Source organism: Enterococcus sp. 4E1_DIV0656 (assembly GCF_002140695.1).
Classification (GTDB): Bacteria; Bacillota; Bacilli; order Lactobacillales; family Enterococcaceae; genus Enterococcus_D; species Enterococcus_D entomosocium.
In genome coordinates this window covers 435,579-454,155 of the sequence record NZ_NGLF01000001.1, presented here as the reverse complement: position 1 = coordinate 454,155, position 18,577 = coordinate 435,579, and the positions used below count along the sequence as shown (strand labels likewise).

Below are 18,577 nucleotides of genomic sequence, written 5' to 3'. Positions count from 1 at the left end.
AATTTCTCACTCCTTCTTTTAAACATCAGAAATTTTCCCCGCACTATAGATTCCATGAAATAATTTGCGACCCACAGAAGTGTTGCCGCTGAAAGGGGTCACCATTGGTAAGGACGGTTGAGTCAATTCTTCCAAAGTATCGAGCTCCCCGTCCAAGAAGGCAGTAAGCCGCCAGAGTGTCGTGTCACAGCGCATCAGCAGGGCCCCATAGCGCAGATCGATAATCTCAAAACCGAAAGGTCGATTCCAGTCGAACCAGACTTGACGATGGGCTTCATAAAGGGATTGCAAGGCGGATTTATAGACACTGAGCTCATCGACTGCTTGGCGCAATTCCGTGAAGTCCTTGCTTTTATAGGCACTGGTGATTTGGTCGGTAATACAGGCTTTTTGTGCCAAAACATCAGCCAGCTGCTGATAAAAGGCAAACATCGTTTGTGTGTCCCGTGTTGATTTCACAGCGGCCAACTCTTGAGCCAATGCTTGATAGTGGGATGCTAAAGAAAGATCGGTTAAGTTTTCCTGATACAAACCATACAGCAAGTCTTGGTAGAGCAGTAGCTTGCTGGGGTTTTCTCCGTGAGGATTGTTTTCTGGTACACCTGCAGTTTGATCAAAACGATCAAGCAGCAAGAAATCGCTACTAACTGACTGGTGAAAGAGCTGAAATTTTTTAGTTAATTTCTCTAACGAAAGGTCGTTTCCAAACTGCGCTTCACTGAAATATTGCAAACCTAGTAGCGCAGCAATCAATGGTGTTTCGGCTCCGTCGTCGCCCCAAAGTGTGGCATAAACTTCCTGAACATCGTTTTCTTTGGCGGCTTGCAAGGCATGACGCATGGTGGCAAAACTTTTGCCATAGTTCGGCGCCAAACCGTTCCAAGTCCAGATACCTCCAGCAAAGACGATCGGCTGTTTTAATTCCCGATGTTTCGCAAACATTCGCTGATAAGAGGCATGATCATGGTGGTAATAATCCCAGTAAACCATTTTGACAGCAGGAAGGTCAGCAAACAATTCTGTTGGAAAACACACGTCTGGATCGTAATAATCACCAGTAGGTGCACCGATCCTAAAAAACATATCGCTCCACATCATCGGCTTAAAACCCACTTTTTGACAAAGCGCAGCTACCCGCTGCAGATGTTCGGCCATAATCGAGAAACGGTCTTTTAAACCGTGCAATACCAAATATCTTCCTTTCCCCAATTGGTGTGCTTCATCCATGCCAATGTGTAGCTGATCCGTCGTAAAACACGAACGGATCGAACGGATCGCTGCTTCCAAAAAGGTATATGTTTCTTCTTCTCCCACCAGTAAAATATCTTCCGTGTCCCGAATGTTTTTAGCAAATCCCCATTTTAAGGGATTCGTTAAGTGTGCCAATGTTTGAATCGCCGGAATCAAAGTTACACCTATAGATTGCGCGTAGCTATCAAGCTTCTTTAACTCACCTTGTGTATAACGGCCTCGTAAATGACCAAAATAAGGATACTCTGGAATTTCATAAGTGTCTTCCATATAAAGCGTGAGACGATTAAGCCCCATCTTGCTTGTCAATAGAATAAAGCGTTGCAGTTTTTCAACGGTCATTACTGCATTGCGGGACAGATCGATCATTGGTCCAATTGCTTCAAAATGCGGCTGTTCTTCTAAGACATAGACTGGGCGGTCTTCATGCACCCATAAAGTTAATGCCCGAAATAAATGGGCCTTTTCTTGATAGTAAATGATTGTTGCTAGCGGACCGTGGCAAATTTTCAGAGAACCGGGCCGTTGAATCAGCTGTAATGGATGCCCTTGCGGTGATTCTCGCAACGCTAGTTCCGGTAGTATGTGACTAAAAAAATCATCAAGATTTTCATTACTTTGGATAAAAATGTCTTTCATTACGAACGTCCCTTCTTAAGTTTCTTTTATCAGCAATGATTCTGAACGTTGGATCGCTTGAAAAGAGAACCAACTATTTGGAAAAAGGAAAAAAGGAACAAAGCCGATGACTAATAAAATCGGTAAAAAAGTCAAAATGATTGTAGTTACTAAGATTCCCAAAATCATCGCAATCGTTTGGGGAATACTGATAACCATCAGTATTACTGCTTGTTTAAAATAGTGAAGAAGGGGCAAGTCATAACGCAAATACACTGGCAGCAGATACAAGCTGATCAAAAGGGCACTGATAAACAACAGCAGCAAAAAAAAGTGAATCAAGCTATTTTGGATAAAGGTACTAGAGATGCGCAATTCTAGCCATAAGAAAAGCAGCAAACCCGCCTGCATGGCTCCTAATTGATTGGCGCGACGGAAATTTTTTTTCACGACAGTTCTGAACCAAGGCTTCAAAGCCGCTGGGCGTTCCTTTTTTTGGAAACTGTTGAAAAAAGCTTGGATAATCGTAGCGGTGGCAGGGAAAATGCCTAAAAATATCCCATATCGAAATACCCAATAAAACCAAAGAAACTGCAATTTTAGGCAATGGAGGAGCCATTCACCGACTTGATAGGAAACATGATAAAGACCATTGGATTGTTTCATAAAATCCTCACTTTCTTACGGATTACCATTTTGTATCCGCTTTAATTGTTGTCCTTATCGTACCATTGATCCATGGATAATGGGCATGGATGAAAAAATCACACATCCCATACAGGAAAAACACAGCAAATATGTTTGACCCGCTTTATTTCTCCTCACGTTTTTATGGAAGGAAGCTTTCTTCATTACAAATTTTGCAAACGCTCTTGCTTGGTTTAACACAGTGAAAAAAGTTACATATTGTTAGATGGACTTTTTTTCGCTTACATTTAGAACAAAGAAAGGAGTGCAAATGCATGACAAAAATTCGCGGCGATATTGAAGAAGCCAAGGAGAGAGAGCAAGCAGCGTGGGTCCCAGAAACAGAAATGCTCAAGCAGCGTCTGGAATGGTTTCAAGACTTGAAATTCGGAGTAATCTTCCATTATGGGCTGTATGCTGAAGCGGGGATCGTTGAATCATGGCAATTATCTGAAAAAGATGAATGGGCTAGAGAAAACCAGCCCTATCGAGAAACTATCGAAGCACTGCGTTTGGATTATTGGCAGTTGATTAATCAATTTGAGCCGAAGAAGCTGGATACCCGTAAATGGGCCAAGATCTGTAAGAAGGCGGGATTTAAGTACTGTTTATTCACAACAAAGCATCATGATGGGTTTTCGATGTTCAACACAATGGAGTCAGAGTTTAAAATCGGCGGGAAATTAAGTCCCTTTAAACGCGACATTTTACAAGAAGTGTTTACGGCGTTTCAAGAAGCAGGGATTGCAACAGGAGCCTACTATTCTAAAGCTGACTGGTATTCTCCTTTTTACTGGTTGGATGATGATACCGTCAAAGGCCGTCATGCCAGCTATGACACCCACCTTCACCCAGAAATCTGGGCGCGCTATGTGTCATTTGTGCATCGTCAGATTGTAGAGATTACTTCCAATTACGGAAAAGTCGATTTTCTTTGGCTAGATGCCGGTTGGTGCGGGCAAGGAAAAGAAGACCTACAAATGGATCGTTTAGCTGAGATTGCACGTGAGAAACAGCCGGAATTGATCATCGTTGATCGAATGATGGGTGGCCGTCATGAAAACTATGTGACACCAGAACGCAAAATTCCTGCATTAGCAGAAATTCCTAAAAAAGTTTGGGAAAGCAATATCCCGATTGGGAATGATTGGGGATATGTGCCAAATGATACCTTCAAGAGCAGCCAAGAACTGCTGGAAACCTTGATTGAGGTAGTCAGCAAAGGGGGAAATTTGATTTTAGGTGTCGGCCCAACACCTGATGGCGAATTTACATTCGAAGAGACCCAACGCTTAGAAGAAATCGGCAATTGGTTGGCGCTATATGGTGAAGGCATCTATGAAACGCGGGCGAACCCAATAGCTTGGCCAAATGAATGGCATTTGACCTATCAAAAAGAGGGCAAGGCTCATTTTGCATTTCGCAGTATCGCTGCAGGCGCTTTCGAACAGATTCCTTTAACAGAGATTGGCGCAACTGAAGAAGACGAGCTAATTGATCTAGCCACTAAAAAAGCGTTACCAGTCTATAAAAACGCTACCGAACCGTACCTCTTATGGTCGGATATCAGTCAGCCGAACGTTGGGGCAGTTGGGATTCGCGTTTCGACACATAGGGAAAAAAATACACATTGATTTGAAAGCGAATACAATTCATGATAAGGCTAACACCAAGCAAGGAGGAGGAAGAATGGAAACAGCGCCAATCAGACAAACCGTTTCAGTACCTAAAACAAAGAAACAGGATATAAAAATGAAAATCAAGAAAAATCGGCAATTGTACTTGTTTGTGTTGCCAGCATTTTTGATTATTTTGATTTTCTCTTATGGACCGATGTATGGAATCATTATTGCATTCAAGGATTATATGCCTTCATTAGGGATTTTGGGCAGTCCTTGGGTTGGATTTAAACATTTTCAACGTTTCTTCGATTCCTATTATTTTTGGGAACTCATCAAAAATACTTTAGGAATCAGTATCTATTCATTGGTTGTCGGTTTTCCGCTGCCGATCATCCTGGCATTGGCTTTGAATGAGATCAAAGACGGCCCGTTTAAAAAGATTACCCAAACAGTCACCTATGCCCCAAACTTTATTGCTGTGGTGGTCATGGTTGGTATGGTCATTGCTTTCTTATCTCCTTCAACAGGGATCATCAATCACCTATTAGAATTTTTGGGTTTCGAGCGGATCAGCTTTATGACTAATCCCCGTTGGTTTAAAACGATTTATGTCCTGTCCGGAGTTTGGCAAGGAACGGGATGGGGGTCTGTGATTTATCTGGCAGCTCTATCTGGAGTCGATACGCAACTGCACGAAGCGGCAACGATCGATGGCGCTTCTCGTCTGCAACGCGTTTGGTATATCAATATTCCAACGATCATGCCCACGATGGTGATCTTATTGATCATGAGCTTCGGCAGCTTGATGTCAGTTGGGTTTGAAAAAATCATCTTGATGCAGAATCCTTTGAATATGCAATCCTCGAATGTGATTGCGACCTTTGTTTACCAGCAAGGGCTGTTAGATGCGCAGTACAGTTTTGCTGCGGCAGTCGGCCTATTTAACTCATTGATCAATTCCGTATTGTTGATCGTAGTCAATCATATTGCCAAACGTTTAAGCAATTCTAGTCTATTGTAGGAGGGAGGACCAAAAGTGAAAACAACTTCTTTAATAAAAGATACCCGTGCTGATAAAATCTTTTTGATTTTTGTTTATGTGTTTTTAGCAATTTCATTGCTGATCGTTTTATATCCGCTGATCTATATCGTCAGCGCTTCGATCTCAAATCCGCATCTGGTAAACTCAGGTGAAATGTGGCTTTTACCAAAAGGAATCACCTTCGAAGGCTATCGAACATTATTGGGCAACAGCAGTATCTGGCGTGGCTATTTGAACACGATCTACTATACAGTGTTAGGAACATCGATCAATCTCTTGGTAACCTTGCCTTGTGCCTATGCGTTATCGCGAGAAGATTTTTATGGGCGACGGGCCTTCACCAATTTTATGCTGGTTACCATGTTCCTGTCTGGTGGCTTGATTCCCAGCTATTTGCTGATTCGCAGCTTAGGTATGCTGAATACCGTTTGGGCACTGGTGATTCCAGGGGCCGTCTCGGTTTACAATGTGGTTGTCACACGAACGTTTTTTCAATCCACAATTCCGCGAGAGATGGAAGAAGCAGCGATTGTGGATGGTTGTTCCGATTTTCGTCTATTCATGCAGATCGTTTTACCATTATCAACGCCGATCATTGCGGTAATGGCTTTGTTCTATGGCGTCGGACATTGGAACAGCTTCTTTAACGCATTGATCTATCTTTCTGATCGATCGATGTACCCGCTGCAGATGATTTTAAGAGAAATTTTGATTCTTCAAGATATGTCTTCAAATACCGTCAGCAATGTGACTTCAGAAATGGCGAATATGCTATACAGCAAACAGCAACTCGCTCAAGTCATCAAGTACGGTGTCATGATCGTTTCTTCGTTACCGGTAATCATCGTCTATCCGTTCTTACAAAAGTATTTTGTCAAGGGCATGATGGTCGGTTCAATTAAAGGATAAAAAAATCAAAGGAGGAAGAAAATGGGATTAAAAAAGAAACTTTTAGGAATGGCGGGCGTCGCTTTATGCAGTACCCTCGTCTTGGGTGCCTGCGGCAATTCTTCAGATGAGGGAACTGGAGAAAAAAAAGAGGTTGCTATCAATCATGACAGCCAATTTCCAATCATCAAAGAAGGCGAAGAGCTGACCTTGAATATCATGGCACCAGGTGTGGGAATGGCCGAGTGGGAAGACATGCCGACGCTACAGGATTACCAAGAAAAAACCGGTATCAAACTGACTTATACGACACCGCCATCGGCTGACTTTAGTACGAAACTGAACTTAGCCTTTGCTTCCGGCGACTTGCCGGATATCGTTTACGGTGCTGGTTCGCAAGCACTGACGGCTTCGATGGAGATCGATTACGGTTCACAAGGGATTTTACTTCCCTTAGAGGAGTATATCACGCCAGAAATCATGCCAAATCTTTATGCACTGACGCAAGAAGATCCCTCAATCTTGAAATCGATCACCACGCCAGATGGGCACATTTACTCCTTACCAATGATCTCTCGGAATGCGACTTCAATCTGGTGGCAAGGCCCGATGTGGTACAACGGCACGTGGCTAGATAATTTAGGTGTATCAGAACTGCCGAAAACCACAGAGGAACTGCAAGAATTGTTGACGCGTTTCAAAGACGAAGATCCTAACGGAAATGGTCAAGCAGACGAGATTCCATTGACGGATGTCGATATGAACTCGACACGTGTTTGGTTGATGGCCGCCTTTGGCTTACGGACTCGCGGGATTCAAGTGGACGATGATGTGGTCTCCTACACACCGACATCAGAAAACTACAAAGCATTCTTGGAATACATGAATACACTGTACGATGAAGGATTACTGGATAAAGAAGTTTATGGACAGTCCGATGAGCAGAAAAAAGCGAAGGGTGAAAACAATCAACTAGGGCTTTTTGCCGACTATTTCAGCTTCTTTACTACTGGTCGTAGTGAGGCAGAGGCAATGAACGATCCAATGTTCCAACCGTTGACCTCTGAATGGGCACCAGAAGCCAAGATTCCTGGCAGTCCACGAATCTCCCGCGGAACTTTTGCATTGACCAATGTCAATCCTTCCCCAGAAGCTTCCATGCGTTGGGTGGATTACTTCTATTCGGAAGAAGGTACAAAATATATTGAACAAGGGCCAGAAGGTGTTCTTTGGGAGTACCAAGAAAATGCGGATGGCGAAAAAGTCCGGGTTTATGTGGATGGCATTGATACAGAAAACACGGAAGACGAACGCGGCAAAATCACGCCGGCGTATGGATTGACTACACCAAACATTGTCATTGATACAACAGGTGAATACCATATCCGCAAAACGGCTGATGAAGAACCAGATACTCGTTTTAGTGATTGGGTTGCACAAGAAACGGCAGAAAAGATGGAAGACATCGCTGAAGTACCATTTCCGCTACTGTATTTAACGATTGAAGAAAATGACAAAGTAGCAGCCACTGCCACTGATTTGACAACTTATGTAGAACAAATGGAAGCGAAGTTTATCACAGGTGTCGAGCCATTAGACAATTGGGACGATTATGTGAAAACGATCGAAGCAATGGGCATTGACGAATATGTCGAAGTCTATCAAACGGCCTATGACCGCTGGAAAGCAAACTAATATCATACGATAAGGGAAACGGGTCGAGACAATCAATCTCCACCCGTTTTTTTTCAAAAAATAGATAGAGGAGTCAAAAGAAAAATGAGAGTTATGCAGCCTTACGAGTTTGAACGCATCCGAAAAATTTTCTACAAATTAAAACAGTACCGTGTACGCTATCAACAGCCAATAGACCTGCTTTTTTTTAAGCAAGAGGATTGGGTACCGTATGAACAAGGGAGTTATTTCGGAGAAAAAAACACCTATTACCAGTTGAAAGGCAGCTTTCAAGTTCCCGCTGACTGGGTACGGAAACCTTGTGTTTTACAAGTCTATTCAAGTCTCTCAGAGTGGGACAACACCACCAATCCCCAAATCAAAATTTATTTGGACGATACCTATGTCCAAGCTATCGATGTCAATCATCGAGAGGTCACTTTGGCTGAAGGATATCAACAAAAAGCAGTCAAACTGAAGATTGATCTGTTCTCGGGCCGTTCCGATAAACCATTCCCACTGCATATCAACTTATTGGCATTGGATCCTGTCGTCAATGAACTCTGGTTTGATTTTTATACGCTGTTTGATAGTTGGCGTGCCATTCGTGCGTTTGGCGGTGACGAAGCATTTTATCAACAAGTCCTTGGTCAAGTCGCCAATGTCTTGGATTTTCGTACGCCCTACTCAGCGGCATTTTATGAAAGTCTCGCAAAAGCCAAGCAACTGCTTGCGTCATGTTACTTACCAGCGCATACACCAAAACAAAAAGTGACGGCTGTCGGCCATACCCACATCGATCTGGCGTGGCTTTGGACGGCACAGCAAGCAATTGAAAAAGGTGAGCGCAGTTTCCAGACGGTCTTGAAATTGATGGAGGAGTATCCAGATTACACGTTTTTTCAAAGCCAACCACAACTGTATCTCTCCATGAAAACACATTATCCTGAACTTTACGCTGCAATCAAAGAAAAAGTTCGAGAAGGAAGATGGGAAGTTGACGGGGCGATGTGGGTGGAAGCCGATTGCAATTTGACTTCAGGGGAATCGCTGGTTCGTCAGATCCTTTATGGCAAACGGTTTATGAAAGAGGAATTTCAAGTCGATAGCCGCATCTTATGGCTACCGGATGTCTTTGGTTATTCAGCCGCCTTGCCGCAAATTTTACGCAAAACAAATACGCCCTACTTTATGACGACGAAGCTGTCATGGAACCAGTTCAATCAAATTCCTTATGATTCCTTCTATTGGCAAGGAATTGATGGCAGCCGCGTTTTGACGCATTTTATTACCACCATCAGTGAAGGGTACAGTCCAAGAGATTATTATACGACGTATAATGGATTGCTAGATCCTTATACGATTAAGGGGAGTTTTGAACGTTATCAGCAAAAAGATCAGCACGACGAAATTTTGATTGCCTATGGGTACGGTGACGGTGGCGGAGGCCCGACGAAAGAGATGCTAGAAGTCCAGAAACGGCTGCAAAAGACACTGCCAGATATGCCGACGATTACTGGCAATCATGTGGGGGGCTTTTTTGATCGACTGGCAGATTCTTTTAAGGAAAAAACTGGCCCGGTCTGGTACGGCGAATTGTATTTTGAATACCATCGTGGAACACTGACTTCGATTGGCAAAAACAAGAAGGCCAATCGCCAAGGAGAATTTTTCTTACAGACGATTGAAAAACTTTATAGTATTTGTGCAATCAATCGTTATCCGCAAGCTGAATTAGAACAACTTTGGAAACAGCTGCTATTTAATCAATTCCATGACATTCTGCCGGGAAGCTCGATCAAAGAAGTTTATGATCAGACGGATCAAGAGTATCAACAGCTCTTTGATAAAGGCTGCAAGCTGATCGAAGCTTTGATTCCAGCGGTGCAAGCAGCCGAAGCTACGTCATGGCATGTCTTTAATCCGCTGGGACAAGAGCGGACGGGTCTGGTCTATTTAGACGATCAGACAGGGATCAAAGAAGCTTACCTGACTCAGCGGACCTATGATGACCGGCTCTTAGTCAAAATTCCCGCCATGGCTGGATTGAGTAGCAAAAAATTGACTCCTGTCTCAGCTGTGCCTCAATCAAAGCAAGTAGCGATACGACTAGAGGAATCGTTTGAAACGGCTGACTTTAAAGTGATTTTTGACAAACACTTTGACATCATCTCTTTATTTGACAAACGGCAGCAGCGAGAAATCGTGCCAAAAGGCGAGCGGTTGAATCAGTTAGTGGCTTACGAAGATCTGCCAATGGATTATGATGCGTGGGACATTGATATTTATTACCAGAAGAAGCCTTATCCTGTGAAGCAAGTTCTCTCAGCCGAGGTTGTTGAGCAAGGGGAGATTCGCGATACCTTGAAGATCAAACGTCAGTTTGAAGATTCTTTTATTACGCAATGGCTGCATTTTTACCATGGCACGGGAAGAATCAATTTTGAAACAGCGGTTGATTGGCACCAGCATCAACTGCTGTTAAAGGCATTGATGCCGATTGATGTCAACACATTGGAAGCAACGTTTGATATTCAATTCGGGCAGGTAAAACGGCCTGTGCATCAAAACACGACATGGGACCAAGCGCGTTTTGAGAGCTGTGGACAAAAATGGGTAGATCTCTCAGAAGGGAATTATGGGGTTAGTATTTTGACGGATTCGAAATATGGGTTCAATACGGACTATCAAAAAATCGGGCTTTCTTTGATCAAATCGCCGATCGATCCGTATACTGAAGCGGATCAAGGCCTTCATGAGTTTACCTATTCCTTGTACGCCCACGAAGGAACTTGGCAAGACGCGCAAACGATGGAAGAAGCTTTGGCATTGAATGTTCCCGTTCTAACCGTTCCAAGTGTGCCACAACTATCAGCAGAAGCTTTTCTAGCAGTCGATCAAAAGAATGTCTTGCTGGATACGGTGAAAAAAGCCGAAGATGAAGAGGCACTGATCGTGCGGTTGTATGAATATCACAATCAAACCACCGCCTGTCAATTGCGTTGTCAAAAAAGAATCAAAAAAGCGGTTTTAACGAATCTTTTGGAAGAAACCGTCGCTGAACTGCCGATCGAGCCGCTTGATGCCCAAAGCATCACAATCCATTTCCAGCCATTTGAGATCCAGACCATCATGCTTTATTTAGAAGACTAAATAGAAATGGAGAAGCATATGATTGAGACACTTTTACGACAAATGACATTGAAAGAAAAAATCGGCCAGCTGAATCAGCGTCTGTATGGTTGGGAAGTTTATGAAAAAACTAACGGAAAAATTATGTTGACTGAAACCTTTAAAAAAGAAGTAGCTCGTTTTGGCAGTCTTGGCTGGATTTACGGCGTGTTTCGAGCTGATCCTTGGTCAGGTAGAAATCAGCAAACAGGCCTGACGACCACGGAGTCCTATGAGCTGTCCCTTATGATTCAAACTTATTTGCAGGAGCACACTCGGCTGGGGATTCCGGCCCTTCTCAGTGAAGAGTGTCCTCACGGGCACCAAGGTTTAGAAGCGACGACGTTTCCGGTCAATTTTAGTGTTGGTTCTAGTTGGAATCCAGAGCTGTATCAAGCGGCCCAAACTATCACTGCTCAAGAGATTCGGGCAAAAGGAGCCCATGTTGGCTTGGTTTCCGCATTGGACATTGCTAGAGATCCGCGTTGGGGGCGAACTGAAGAATGTTTCAGTGAAGATCCGTTTTTAACCAGCAGCTTTACCAAAGCGGCCGTCAGAGGATTACAAGGATCAAAAACAACGATAGAAAATCAGAACGTTTTAGCGGTATTGAAGCACTTTGCTGCCCAAGGTGCAGGAATGGGGGGACACAATGCAGGGCCAGTGGCAATCGGTGATCGGGAATTCCGCGAGATCCATCTGCCACCAATGAAAGCAGGGATTGCTGCTGGGGCCTTGGGGTGTATGGCTGCATACAATGATCTAGATGGTGTTCCTTGCCATGCTAATGCTTATTTGTTACAAGAGGTTTTACGAGAAGAAAGTGGCTTTACGGGAATTGTGATGGCCGATGGGTGCGGGCTAGATCGGATTGCTGACTGGCTGGGGAGCCGCCCGCAAGCGGCCGCCAAATCCTTGACCAGCGGTGTGGATGTTAGTTTATGGGATGAAGTTTTCCCAGTGTTAGAAGAAGCTGTCCTTGAGGGGCTACTTGCGGAAACGGCGATCGATGATGCAGTCCGTCGTGTGCTTCTTTTGAAAGAAAAACTTGGCTTGTTTAAAGAAGCAACGCCCCGTGTTTCATTGCCCCGTAAAGAAAAGGCGCAACAAGTTGCCTTGAAATTGGCGGAGGAATCGATTGTTTTACTAGAGAACAATGGTATTTTGCCTTTGAAGAAAACGCGACAAAAGATTGCCGTCATCGGTCCTCACGTTAAACAGCTCTATCATCAGCTGGGGGATTATACGCCATTCAAGGAAGAAACAACATGTACGACCCTTTGGGAAGGTTTGACCAGTTTAAGTACGCATCAAGCTGACTTCTTCTACGAGAAAGGCTGCGAAATCTCTAGTGGCACACTGGCTCAACGAAGGCAAGCCTGTCAGATTGCAGAAAAAGCGGATGTCGTCTTAGTGACGATCGGCGGCTCCAGTGCCCGTGATTTCACAACGGATTTTGACAAAAACGGTGCCGCCTTAAGGGGATCTCAGGAAATGACCAGTGGAGAAAACATCGACTTGGCTACCCTCGATTTGCCGCAATGCCAGTTGGATTTACTGTTTGCGTTGAAGAAGAGTAAAAAGCCGCTGATTGGGATCGTGATTTCCGGTCGACCGCATTGCTTAGCTCCTTTGAAAGACTTGTTCGATGGGGTGCTTTACGCTGGCTATCCCGGCCAATATGGAGGGGAAGCGATTGCTCGGATCCTTTTTGGCGAAACGGTACCTAGTGGGAAATTAGCAGTTTCTATTCCTGATACAGTTGGACAACTGCCTGTCTGTTATAATTATCGCAACACAGCGTTTCAAAAAGACTACCTCGATCAAAAAGGCGCACCAGTATATTTTTTTGGTTATGGGCTTAGTTATGCCTCTTTTATTTGCAGCTCGGTTTCGGCTGAATATGCAGGGGAAGGCATTATCGTCAGTGGCACACTTGAAAATCATTCTACTGTGTCTGGTAAAGAAGTGGTCCAATGCTATCTAAAAGAGTATACAAAAGCATATGTGCCGAGGAAAAAAGTCTTATGCGGCTTTCAAAAAGTATGGGTGCCTAGTCAAGGACAAGCAACTTTTCAACTCGTGATCGGTGAAGCATCATTGCAGCAGCTGGCAATTTCCTTGGAAGAAACAACATCGTTTTGTCTGGAAGTCGAAACAGCAGGTCAGCAGTATCGATTTGTATTTCAACGGTCCAACCCTGACCGCACGTGGCAGGTAATTCAGAAAGGAGCAAAAGAATGATTCACTTTCCAAAAAACTTTTTATGGGGAGCGGCCGCGTCAGCACCGCAAACCGAGGGGGCCGCAGTGGTTGACGGCAAAAGTCCCTCTACATGGGACAAATGGTTTGAGTTGGAGCCGTCACGCTTTTACGATGGTGTCGGACCAAGCGACACCTCAAATACCTACTATCAATACCGGGAAGACGTAGCAAACATGAAGGCCATGAACTTGAATTCCTATCGGACATCGATTGCATGGACCCGCTTATTACCAGATGGAAAAACATTGAATCAGACGGCAGTCCGGTTTTATCGGGCATATTTTCAGGAAATGCTGGATCAAGGCATCGAACCGATCATTAATTTGTTTCATTTTGACATGCCTTGGTGGCTGATGGAAAAAGGAGGTTGGGAGGCGCGGGAATCCGTGGACCATTTTGCATTTTATGCAAAAACTGCTTTTGAACAATTTGGCGATTTAGTGAAAAAATGGGCGACCTTTAATGAACCATTGGTGCATATTGAATGTGGGTATTACGGAGATGCTCATTGGCCGCAAGTGCGTGATTTCAAGCGGGCAATTCAAGTTGGTTATCATACCTTGTTAGCCCATGCGAAGGCAGTTGCTGAGTTTCGTAAAATCGCACTTCCTGATGGAGAAATCTGTATCATCTTGAATTTGTCACCTGTTTATCCAAAAAGTCAAGAAGCGGCTGATCGAGAAGCCGCTGAATGGGCAGATCTCTTGTATATTCGCAGTTTTTTGGACTGTGTCGTTTATGGACAATTTCCAGAAAAGCTAACGAGCTTATTCAAGGAGCATCAATTGTCCCCTGAATATGAAGCAACAGATGCGGAAATTTTTCGTGAAAATACCGTAGATTTTATTGGTTGCAATTATTATCAACCGTTGCGGATCCAAGCACCACTTCCGCAGAAGGCAGCATCCGGTCCCTTTGAGCCACGTCAGTTATTTCGTGGGTACGATTGGCCAGAGAAAAAAATCAATCCTCATCGCGGCTGGGAAATCTATCCAGAAGGGATTTACGATATCGCGATGCGTCTAAAGAATGACTATCAAAACATGCCATGGTTTGTTTCCGAAAATGGCATGGGGGTATCTGAGGAAGAACGGTTCATGGACGCCACGGGGCAGGTCAATGATACGTATCGGATCGCCTTTGTTGAAGACCATTTGCGTCAGCTGCATCATGCAATCGAAGACGGGTCTCCTTGTTTCGGTTACCATATGTGGACCTTTATGGATTGCTGGAGCTGGTTGAATGCATATAAAAACCGTTATGGGTTTTATCGAGTGGATTTGAAAAATGACTTCACGCGTTATCCCAAAGCGTCCAGTTTTTGGTTGGCAGAAGTAGCTGCCAAGAATGCCCTTGATTGATCAAAGTGTCCTTAGAAGAAAAAATACCGCAGGAAAACTTTCCTGCGGACTTCTTTGGCTATGAATATTTTATAAATACTTCTCACGAAAATCGGCAATGGCTTGGCGTGAGGCATAGATATTGCGTGCCAGCTTTTCATTCTTGCTTAAAAAGACATAGAAAAGGACATCGACCGCCAATAGGTGGGCGATAATCGAATTCGTAGCAGCACTACGTTGGTTGGCTTCTTTGGAACGGGACACTTGCAGGGGAACATCCGCCAACTTTGTTAACGGATTACTGCCAAATCGGGTGAGTGACAGAATCGGGACGCCAAGATTTTTAACGATTTCTGCTAAGTGAACCATATCAGGCGTGTGTCCACTGTTGGAAATGACCCAGAGGAGACTTTTTTTCTCGTTTTTGACGAGTTGCGGCAACAAGAGATTGTAGTCATTTTCAAACACGACGATTTTGCCTAAACGGGTCCATTTTTGTTGGATATCTTGTGCGATCAATGAAGAAGCACCGATCCCGCAGACAAAGATTCGCTCACGAGTCGCGATCAGTTCAGCGGCAGCCAACATCAGCTGTTCTTCTAACAATTGAGCCGTCTCATTCATAGTCACCTGTGCATTGTGGCTTAATTTAGATGTGATGGCATGAAAGGGCTCATTTAATTCAACATCGGCATAGCCCAAGTTTTCATTGGCATTTTGGCGCAAGCCGGATTCCGCAGATAATTGTATTTTTAAATCTGTCAAACTAGCAAAGCCGGTTTTTTTCGCAAAGCGTACGACAGTCGGCGCACTGATCCCAGTGGCTTCTGCTAATTGACTCGCAGTCATCGACGGCACTTTTTCAGGATTGGCCTCCATGAATGCGAAGAGTTTCTTCTCAGAAAGCGATAATTCATTTTTCATGCTCTCGATTCGGGAAAGAACGCTCATCCTTACACTTCCTTTAGATAGAGTAGTATCCTCAGTATAACATAAGTTTTGGAGGAGCTTTCAAAAGAAACGAAAAGAATAGGTAGATAAACTTGCTTTTTTACTTAGAATCAAGTAAAGTAATTACGTGTGAAAAGCACAGTACCTGTTACTTGGTTTAACGAATCACCAACGTTTTACTCAGTCGCAGGGGAAAAAGAAAAAGAGGTGAAAAACATGGCAATTTCAAAAGAACGCAAAAACGAAATCATCAACAAATTTGCACGTCATGAAGGAGATACTGGTTCTCCAGAAGTTCAAATCGCTGTTTTAACAGAAGAAATCAACCATTTGAACGAACATGCACGTATGCACAAAAAAGACCACCATTCATACCGTGGGTTGATGAAAAAAGTTGGACATCGTCGTAACTTATTAGCTTACCTACGTCAAAAAGACGTACAACGTTACCGCGAATTAATCCAAGCTTTAGGATTACGTCGTTAATCAAACAAAGAAAAGTGAGGTTCAACCCGAATCTCACTTTTTTGCTATGAATCACTGCGACTGCAGTGTCGGCTAAAACAGCTGATGCAGTCTGACAGGTGATCTCGAGTCATCTAAAAAGTGAAACACCGAAAGAGCGGCCTTTTGACTGGTGAATCAAAAAGCGCAGCTAAAAAGAATTTTGGGTCCTTGTAAGCAGCATCCTACTAACCAAATGAAAGCAGCGGAACGACATTCCGATTTTTTCATTTGTTTAGTAGTGACTTGCTGGGATCCGATGAAAAGGAGCAGAACATGACAGAAAAACAAGTATTCAAAACAACTTGGGGCGGCCGCCCATTAGAAGTAGAAGTTGGCCAATTAGCCAAACAAGCAAACGGAGCTGTATTGGTTCGTTATGGCGATACGGTTGTCCTAAGTGCAGCGGTTGCATCTAAGGAAGCAAAAGATACCGACTTTTTCCCATTAACAATCAATTACGAAGAAAAAATGTATGCCGTAGGGAAAGTACCTGGTGGCTTTATCAAACGGGAAGGACGTCCAAGTACGGAAGCAACCTTGACTGCCCGCTTGATCGATCGTCCGATCCGTCCAATGTTTGCGGAAGGTTTCCGTAACGAAGTACAAGTAACAAACATCGTAATGAGTGTTGAACAAGATTGTACGCCAGCAATGGCGGCAATGTTAGGTTCTTCTTTAGCATTGTCTATTTCAGATATCCCGTTTGACGGACCGATCGCTGGTGTTGATGTTGGTCGGGTCAATGGTGAGTACGTCTTGAATCCAACAGTAGAACAAGCAGAACAAACTGATATCGAATTGACAGTAGCTGGAACGAAAAAAGCTATCAACATGGTTGAATCAGGCGCGAAGGAAGTTTCTGAAGAAGACATGTTAGGTGCGTTATTATTCGGTTTTGATGCTATCCAAGAATTGGTTGCCTTCCAAGAAGAAGTTGTCGCAGCTGTGGGTAAACCAAAAATGGAAGTCAAATTGTTACAAGTAGATGCTGACTTGAAAAAAGAAATTTTCGACGGCTACTACCAAACAATGAAAACTGCTGTTATGACTGAAGAAAAATTGGCTCGTGAAGACGAGATCGATAAAGTCAAAGACACAGTGAAAGAAGTGTATGCAGAAAAATTTGCTGGACATGAAGAGGAAGCACAATTCTTGAAAGAAGTGAAACAAATCGCGGAAGATCTTGAAAAAGATGTGGTTCGCGAATTGATCACCATCGACAAGATTCGTCCGGATGGCCGTCAATTAGACGAAATCCGTCCATTGGCATCAGAAGTTGGCTTATTGCCACGTGTTCATGGTTCTGGTCTATTTACTCGGGGACAAACCCAAGCATTGTCTGCTTGTACATTAGCACCTTTAGGCGAACACCAAATCATTGATGGATTAGGGGTTGAAGAATCAAAACGATTCATCCACCATTACAACTTCCCTCAATTTTCTGTTGGTTCGACTGGTCGTGCCGGCTCACCAGGACGTCGTGAAATCGGTCATGGTGCATTAGGCGAACGTGCCTTAGCACAAGTGATTCCTGATGAAACAGACTTCCCTTACACAATCCGTCTCGTTGCAGAAGTATTAGAATCAAATGGTTCTTCTTCTCAAGCAAGTATCTGTGCAGGAACCTTAGCATTGATGGATGCAGGGGTGCCAATCAAAGCACCAGTTGCAGGTATCGCAATGGGACTTGTATCTGATGGTGAAAACTACACGATCTTAACTGATATTCAAGGCTTAGAAGATCACCTTGGCGATATGGACTTTAAAGTTGCTGGAACCAAAGATGGGATCACTGCGTTACAAATGGATATCAAGATTCAAGGAATCACTGAACAAATCTTGACAGAAGCATTAGATCAAGCGAAAAAAGCACGGATGGAAATCTTAAATGAATTGACATCAACATTGGCTGCTCCTCGTGAAGAGTTAAGCCAATACGCACCGAAGATCGAAATGATCCAAATCGATCCTGCGAAGATCAAAGATGTAATCGGTAAAGGCGGCGACACCATCAATGGCATCATTGATGAAACTGGCGTGAAAATCGATATTGATCAAGACGGAAAAGTTTCGATTGCTTCTGCTGATGCAGAAATGATCCAAAAAGCTATCAAGATCATTGAAGAATTGACGAAAGAAGTAAAAGTTGGCGAAGTGTACCTTGGGAAAGTTGTCCGTGTTGAAAAATTCGGTGCGTTTGTCAACTTGATCAAAGGCAAAGACGGCTTAGTTCACATTTCACAACTTGCGAACGAACGGGTCAACAAAGTAGAAGACGTTGTCAAAGAAGGCGACGAAATCTTAGTGAAGGTCACAGAAATCGACAAACAAGGCCGTGTGAACCTTTCAAGAAAAGCACTATTGAACGAAGATAAAGCAGAGCAAAAATAAGCTGCTATTTCTAAATTATCGCATTGAAAAGCAAAGTCTAGGAAACTAGACTTTGCTTTTTTTTTGTCTAAGTAGCACATCTTCAAAAGGGTCTTACTTGACAGGAGTTATTTTTTGCTTTAGTGCGAAAAATAAGAGATAATTCAGAATATTGTCTTTGCCATGCAAGC

General features: G+C 43.6%; 12 protein-coding genes. 9 read left to right on the top strand and 3 right to left on the bottom strand.

Annotation, left to right across the window (positions count from 1 at the left end; all coding sequences use genetic code 11):
• Positions 1–18 precede the first annotated feature (18 nt).
• Positions 19–1,890, bottom strand: coding sequence for a beta-N-acetylhexosaminidase (locus A5882_RS02065; RefSeq protein ID WP_086372373.1), 1,872 nt, complete (start codon positions 1,888–1,890; stop codon positions 19–21).
• Between the two features lie 15 nt (positions 1,891–1,905).
• Positions 1,906–2,535, bottom strand: a complete 630-nt coding sequence (locus A5882_RS02060) for a YesL family protein (protein WP_005233769.1) — start codon at positions 2,533–2,535, stop codon at positions 1,906–1,908.
• A gap of 296 nt (positions 2,536–2,831) precedes the next feature.
• On the opposite strand from A5882_RS02060, the gene A5882_RS02050 reads away from it, so the two are divergent.
• The 7 genes from A5882_RS02050 to A5882_RS02020 all read left to right on the top strand — a co-directional run bounded on the left by A5882_RS02050 (position 2,832) and on the right by A5882_RS02020 (position 14,579).
• Complete coding sequence (locus A5882_RS02050; RefSeq protein WP_005233770.1) at positions 2,832–4,190, top strand: alpha-L-fucosidase; 1,359 nt, start codon at positions 2,832–2,834, stop codon at positions 4,188–4,190.
• 55 nt (positions 4,191–4,245) lie between these two features.
• Positions 4,246–5,199 (top strand): sugar ABC transporter permease, encoded by a 954-nt coding sequence (locus tag A5882_RS02045; RefSeq protein ID WP_008379472.1) that lies wholly within the window; start codon positions 4,246–4,248, stop codon positions 5,197–5,199.
• A gap of 15 nt (positions 5,200–5,214) precedes the next feature.
• Entirely contained in the window at positions 5,215–6,129 is a 915-nt protein-coding gene (locus tag A5882_RS02040) for a carbohydrate ABC transporter permease (RefSeq protein ID WP_008379474.1), read from the top strand.
• Between the two features lie 21 nt (positions 6,130–6,150).
• Positions 6,151–7,803, top strand: coding sequence for an extracellular solute-binding protein (locus A5882_RS02035; protein WP_086372372.1), 1,653 nt, complete (start codon positions 6,151–6,153; stop codon positions 7,801–7,803).
• Positions 7,804–7,887: 84 nt separating this feature from the next.
• Positions 7,888–10,935, top strand: coding sequence for a glycoside hydrolase family 38 C-terminal domain-containing protein (locus A5882_RS02030; RefSeq protein ID WP_086372371.1), 3,048 nt, complete (start codon positions 7,888–7,890; stop codon positions 10,933–10,935).
• Between the two features lie 6 nt (positions 10,936–10,941).
• Positions 10,942–13,197, top strand: a complete 2,256-nt coding sequence (locus A5882_RS02025; protein WP_086372370.1) for a glycoside hydrolase family 3 N-terminal domain-containing protein — start codon at positions 10,942–10,944, stop codon at positions 13,195–13,197.
• The gene (locus tag A5882_RS02020) at positions 13,194–14,579 is read left to right on the top strand and encodes a glycoside hydrolase family 1 protein (RefSeq protein WP_086372369.1); all 1,386 of its coding nucleotides are present in this window, start codon (positions 13,194–13,196) and stop codon (positions 14,577–14,579) included. Before A5882_RS02025 ends, A5882_RS02020 begins: the two co-directional genes overlap by 4 nt.
• A 69-nt stretch (positions 14,580–14,648) precedes the next feature.
• On the opposite strand, the gene A5882_RS02015 is transcribed toward A5882_RS02020, so the two are convergent.
• Entirely contained in the window at positions 14,649–15,509 is an 861-nt protein-coding gene (locus tag A5882_RS02015; RefSeq protein ID WP_086372368.1) for a MurR/RpiR family transcriptional regulator, read from the bottom strand.
• A 216-nt stretch (positions 15,510–15,725) separates the two neighbouring features.
• On the opposite strand from A5882_RS02015, the gene rpsO reads away from it, so the two are divergent.
• Together rpsO and pnp are read left to right on the top strand one after the other, a co-directional pair.
• A complete protein-coding gene (rpsO, locus tag A5882_RS02010) occupies positions 15,726–15,995 on the top strand; it encodes a 30S ribosomal protein S15 (protein WP_005228072.1) in 270 nt (89 codons plus the stop codon).
• 294 nt (positions 15,996–16,289) lie between these two features.
• On the top strand, positions 16,290–18,407 hold the full coding sequence (pnp, locus tag A5882_RS02005; protein ID WP_008379486.1) for a polyribonucleotide nucleotidyltransferase: 2,118 nt from the start codon (positions 16,290–16,292) through the stop codon (positions 18,405–18,407).
• Positions 18,408–18,577 lie beyond the last annotated feature (170 nt).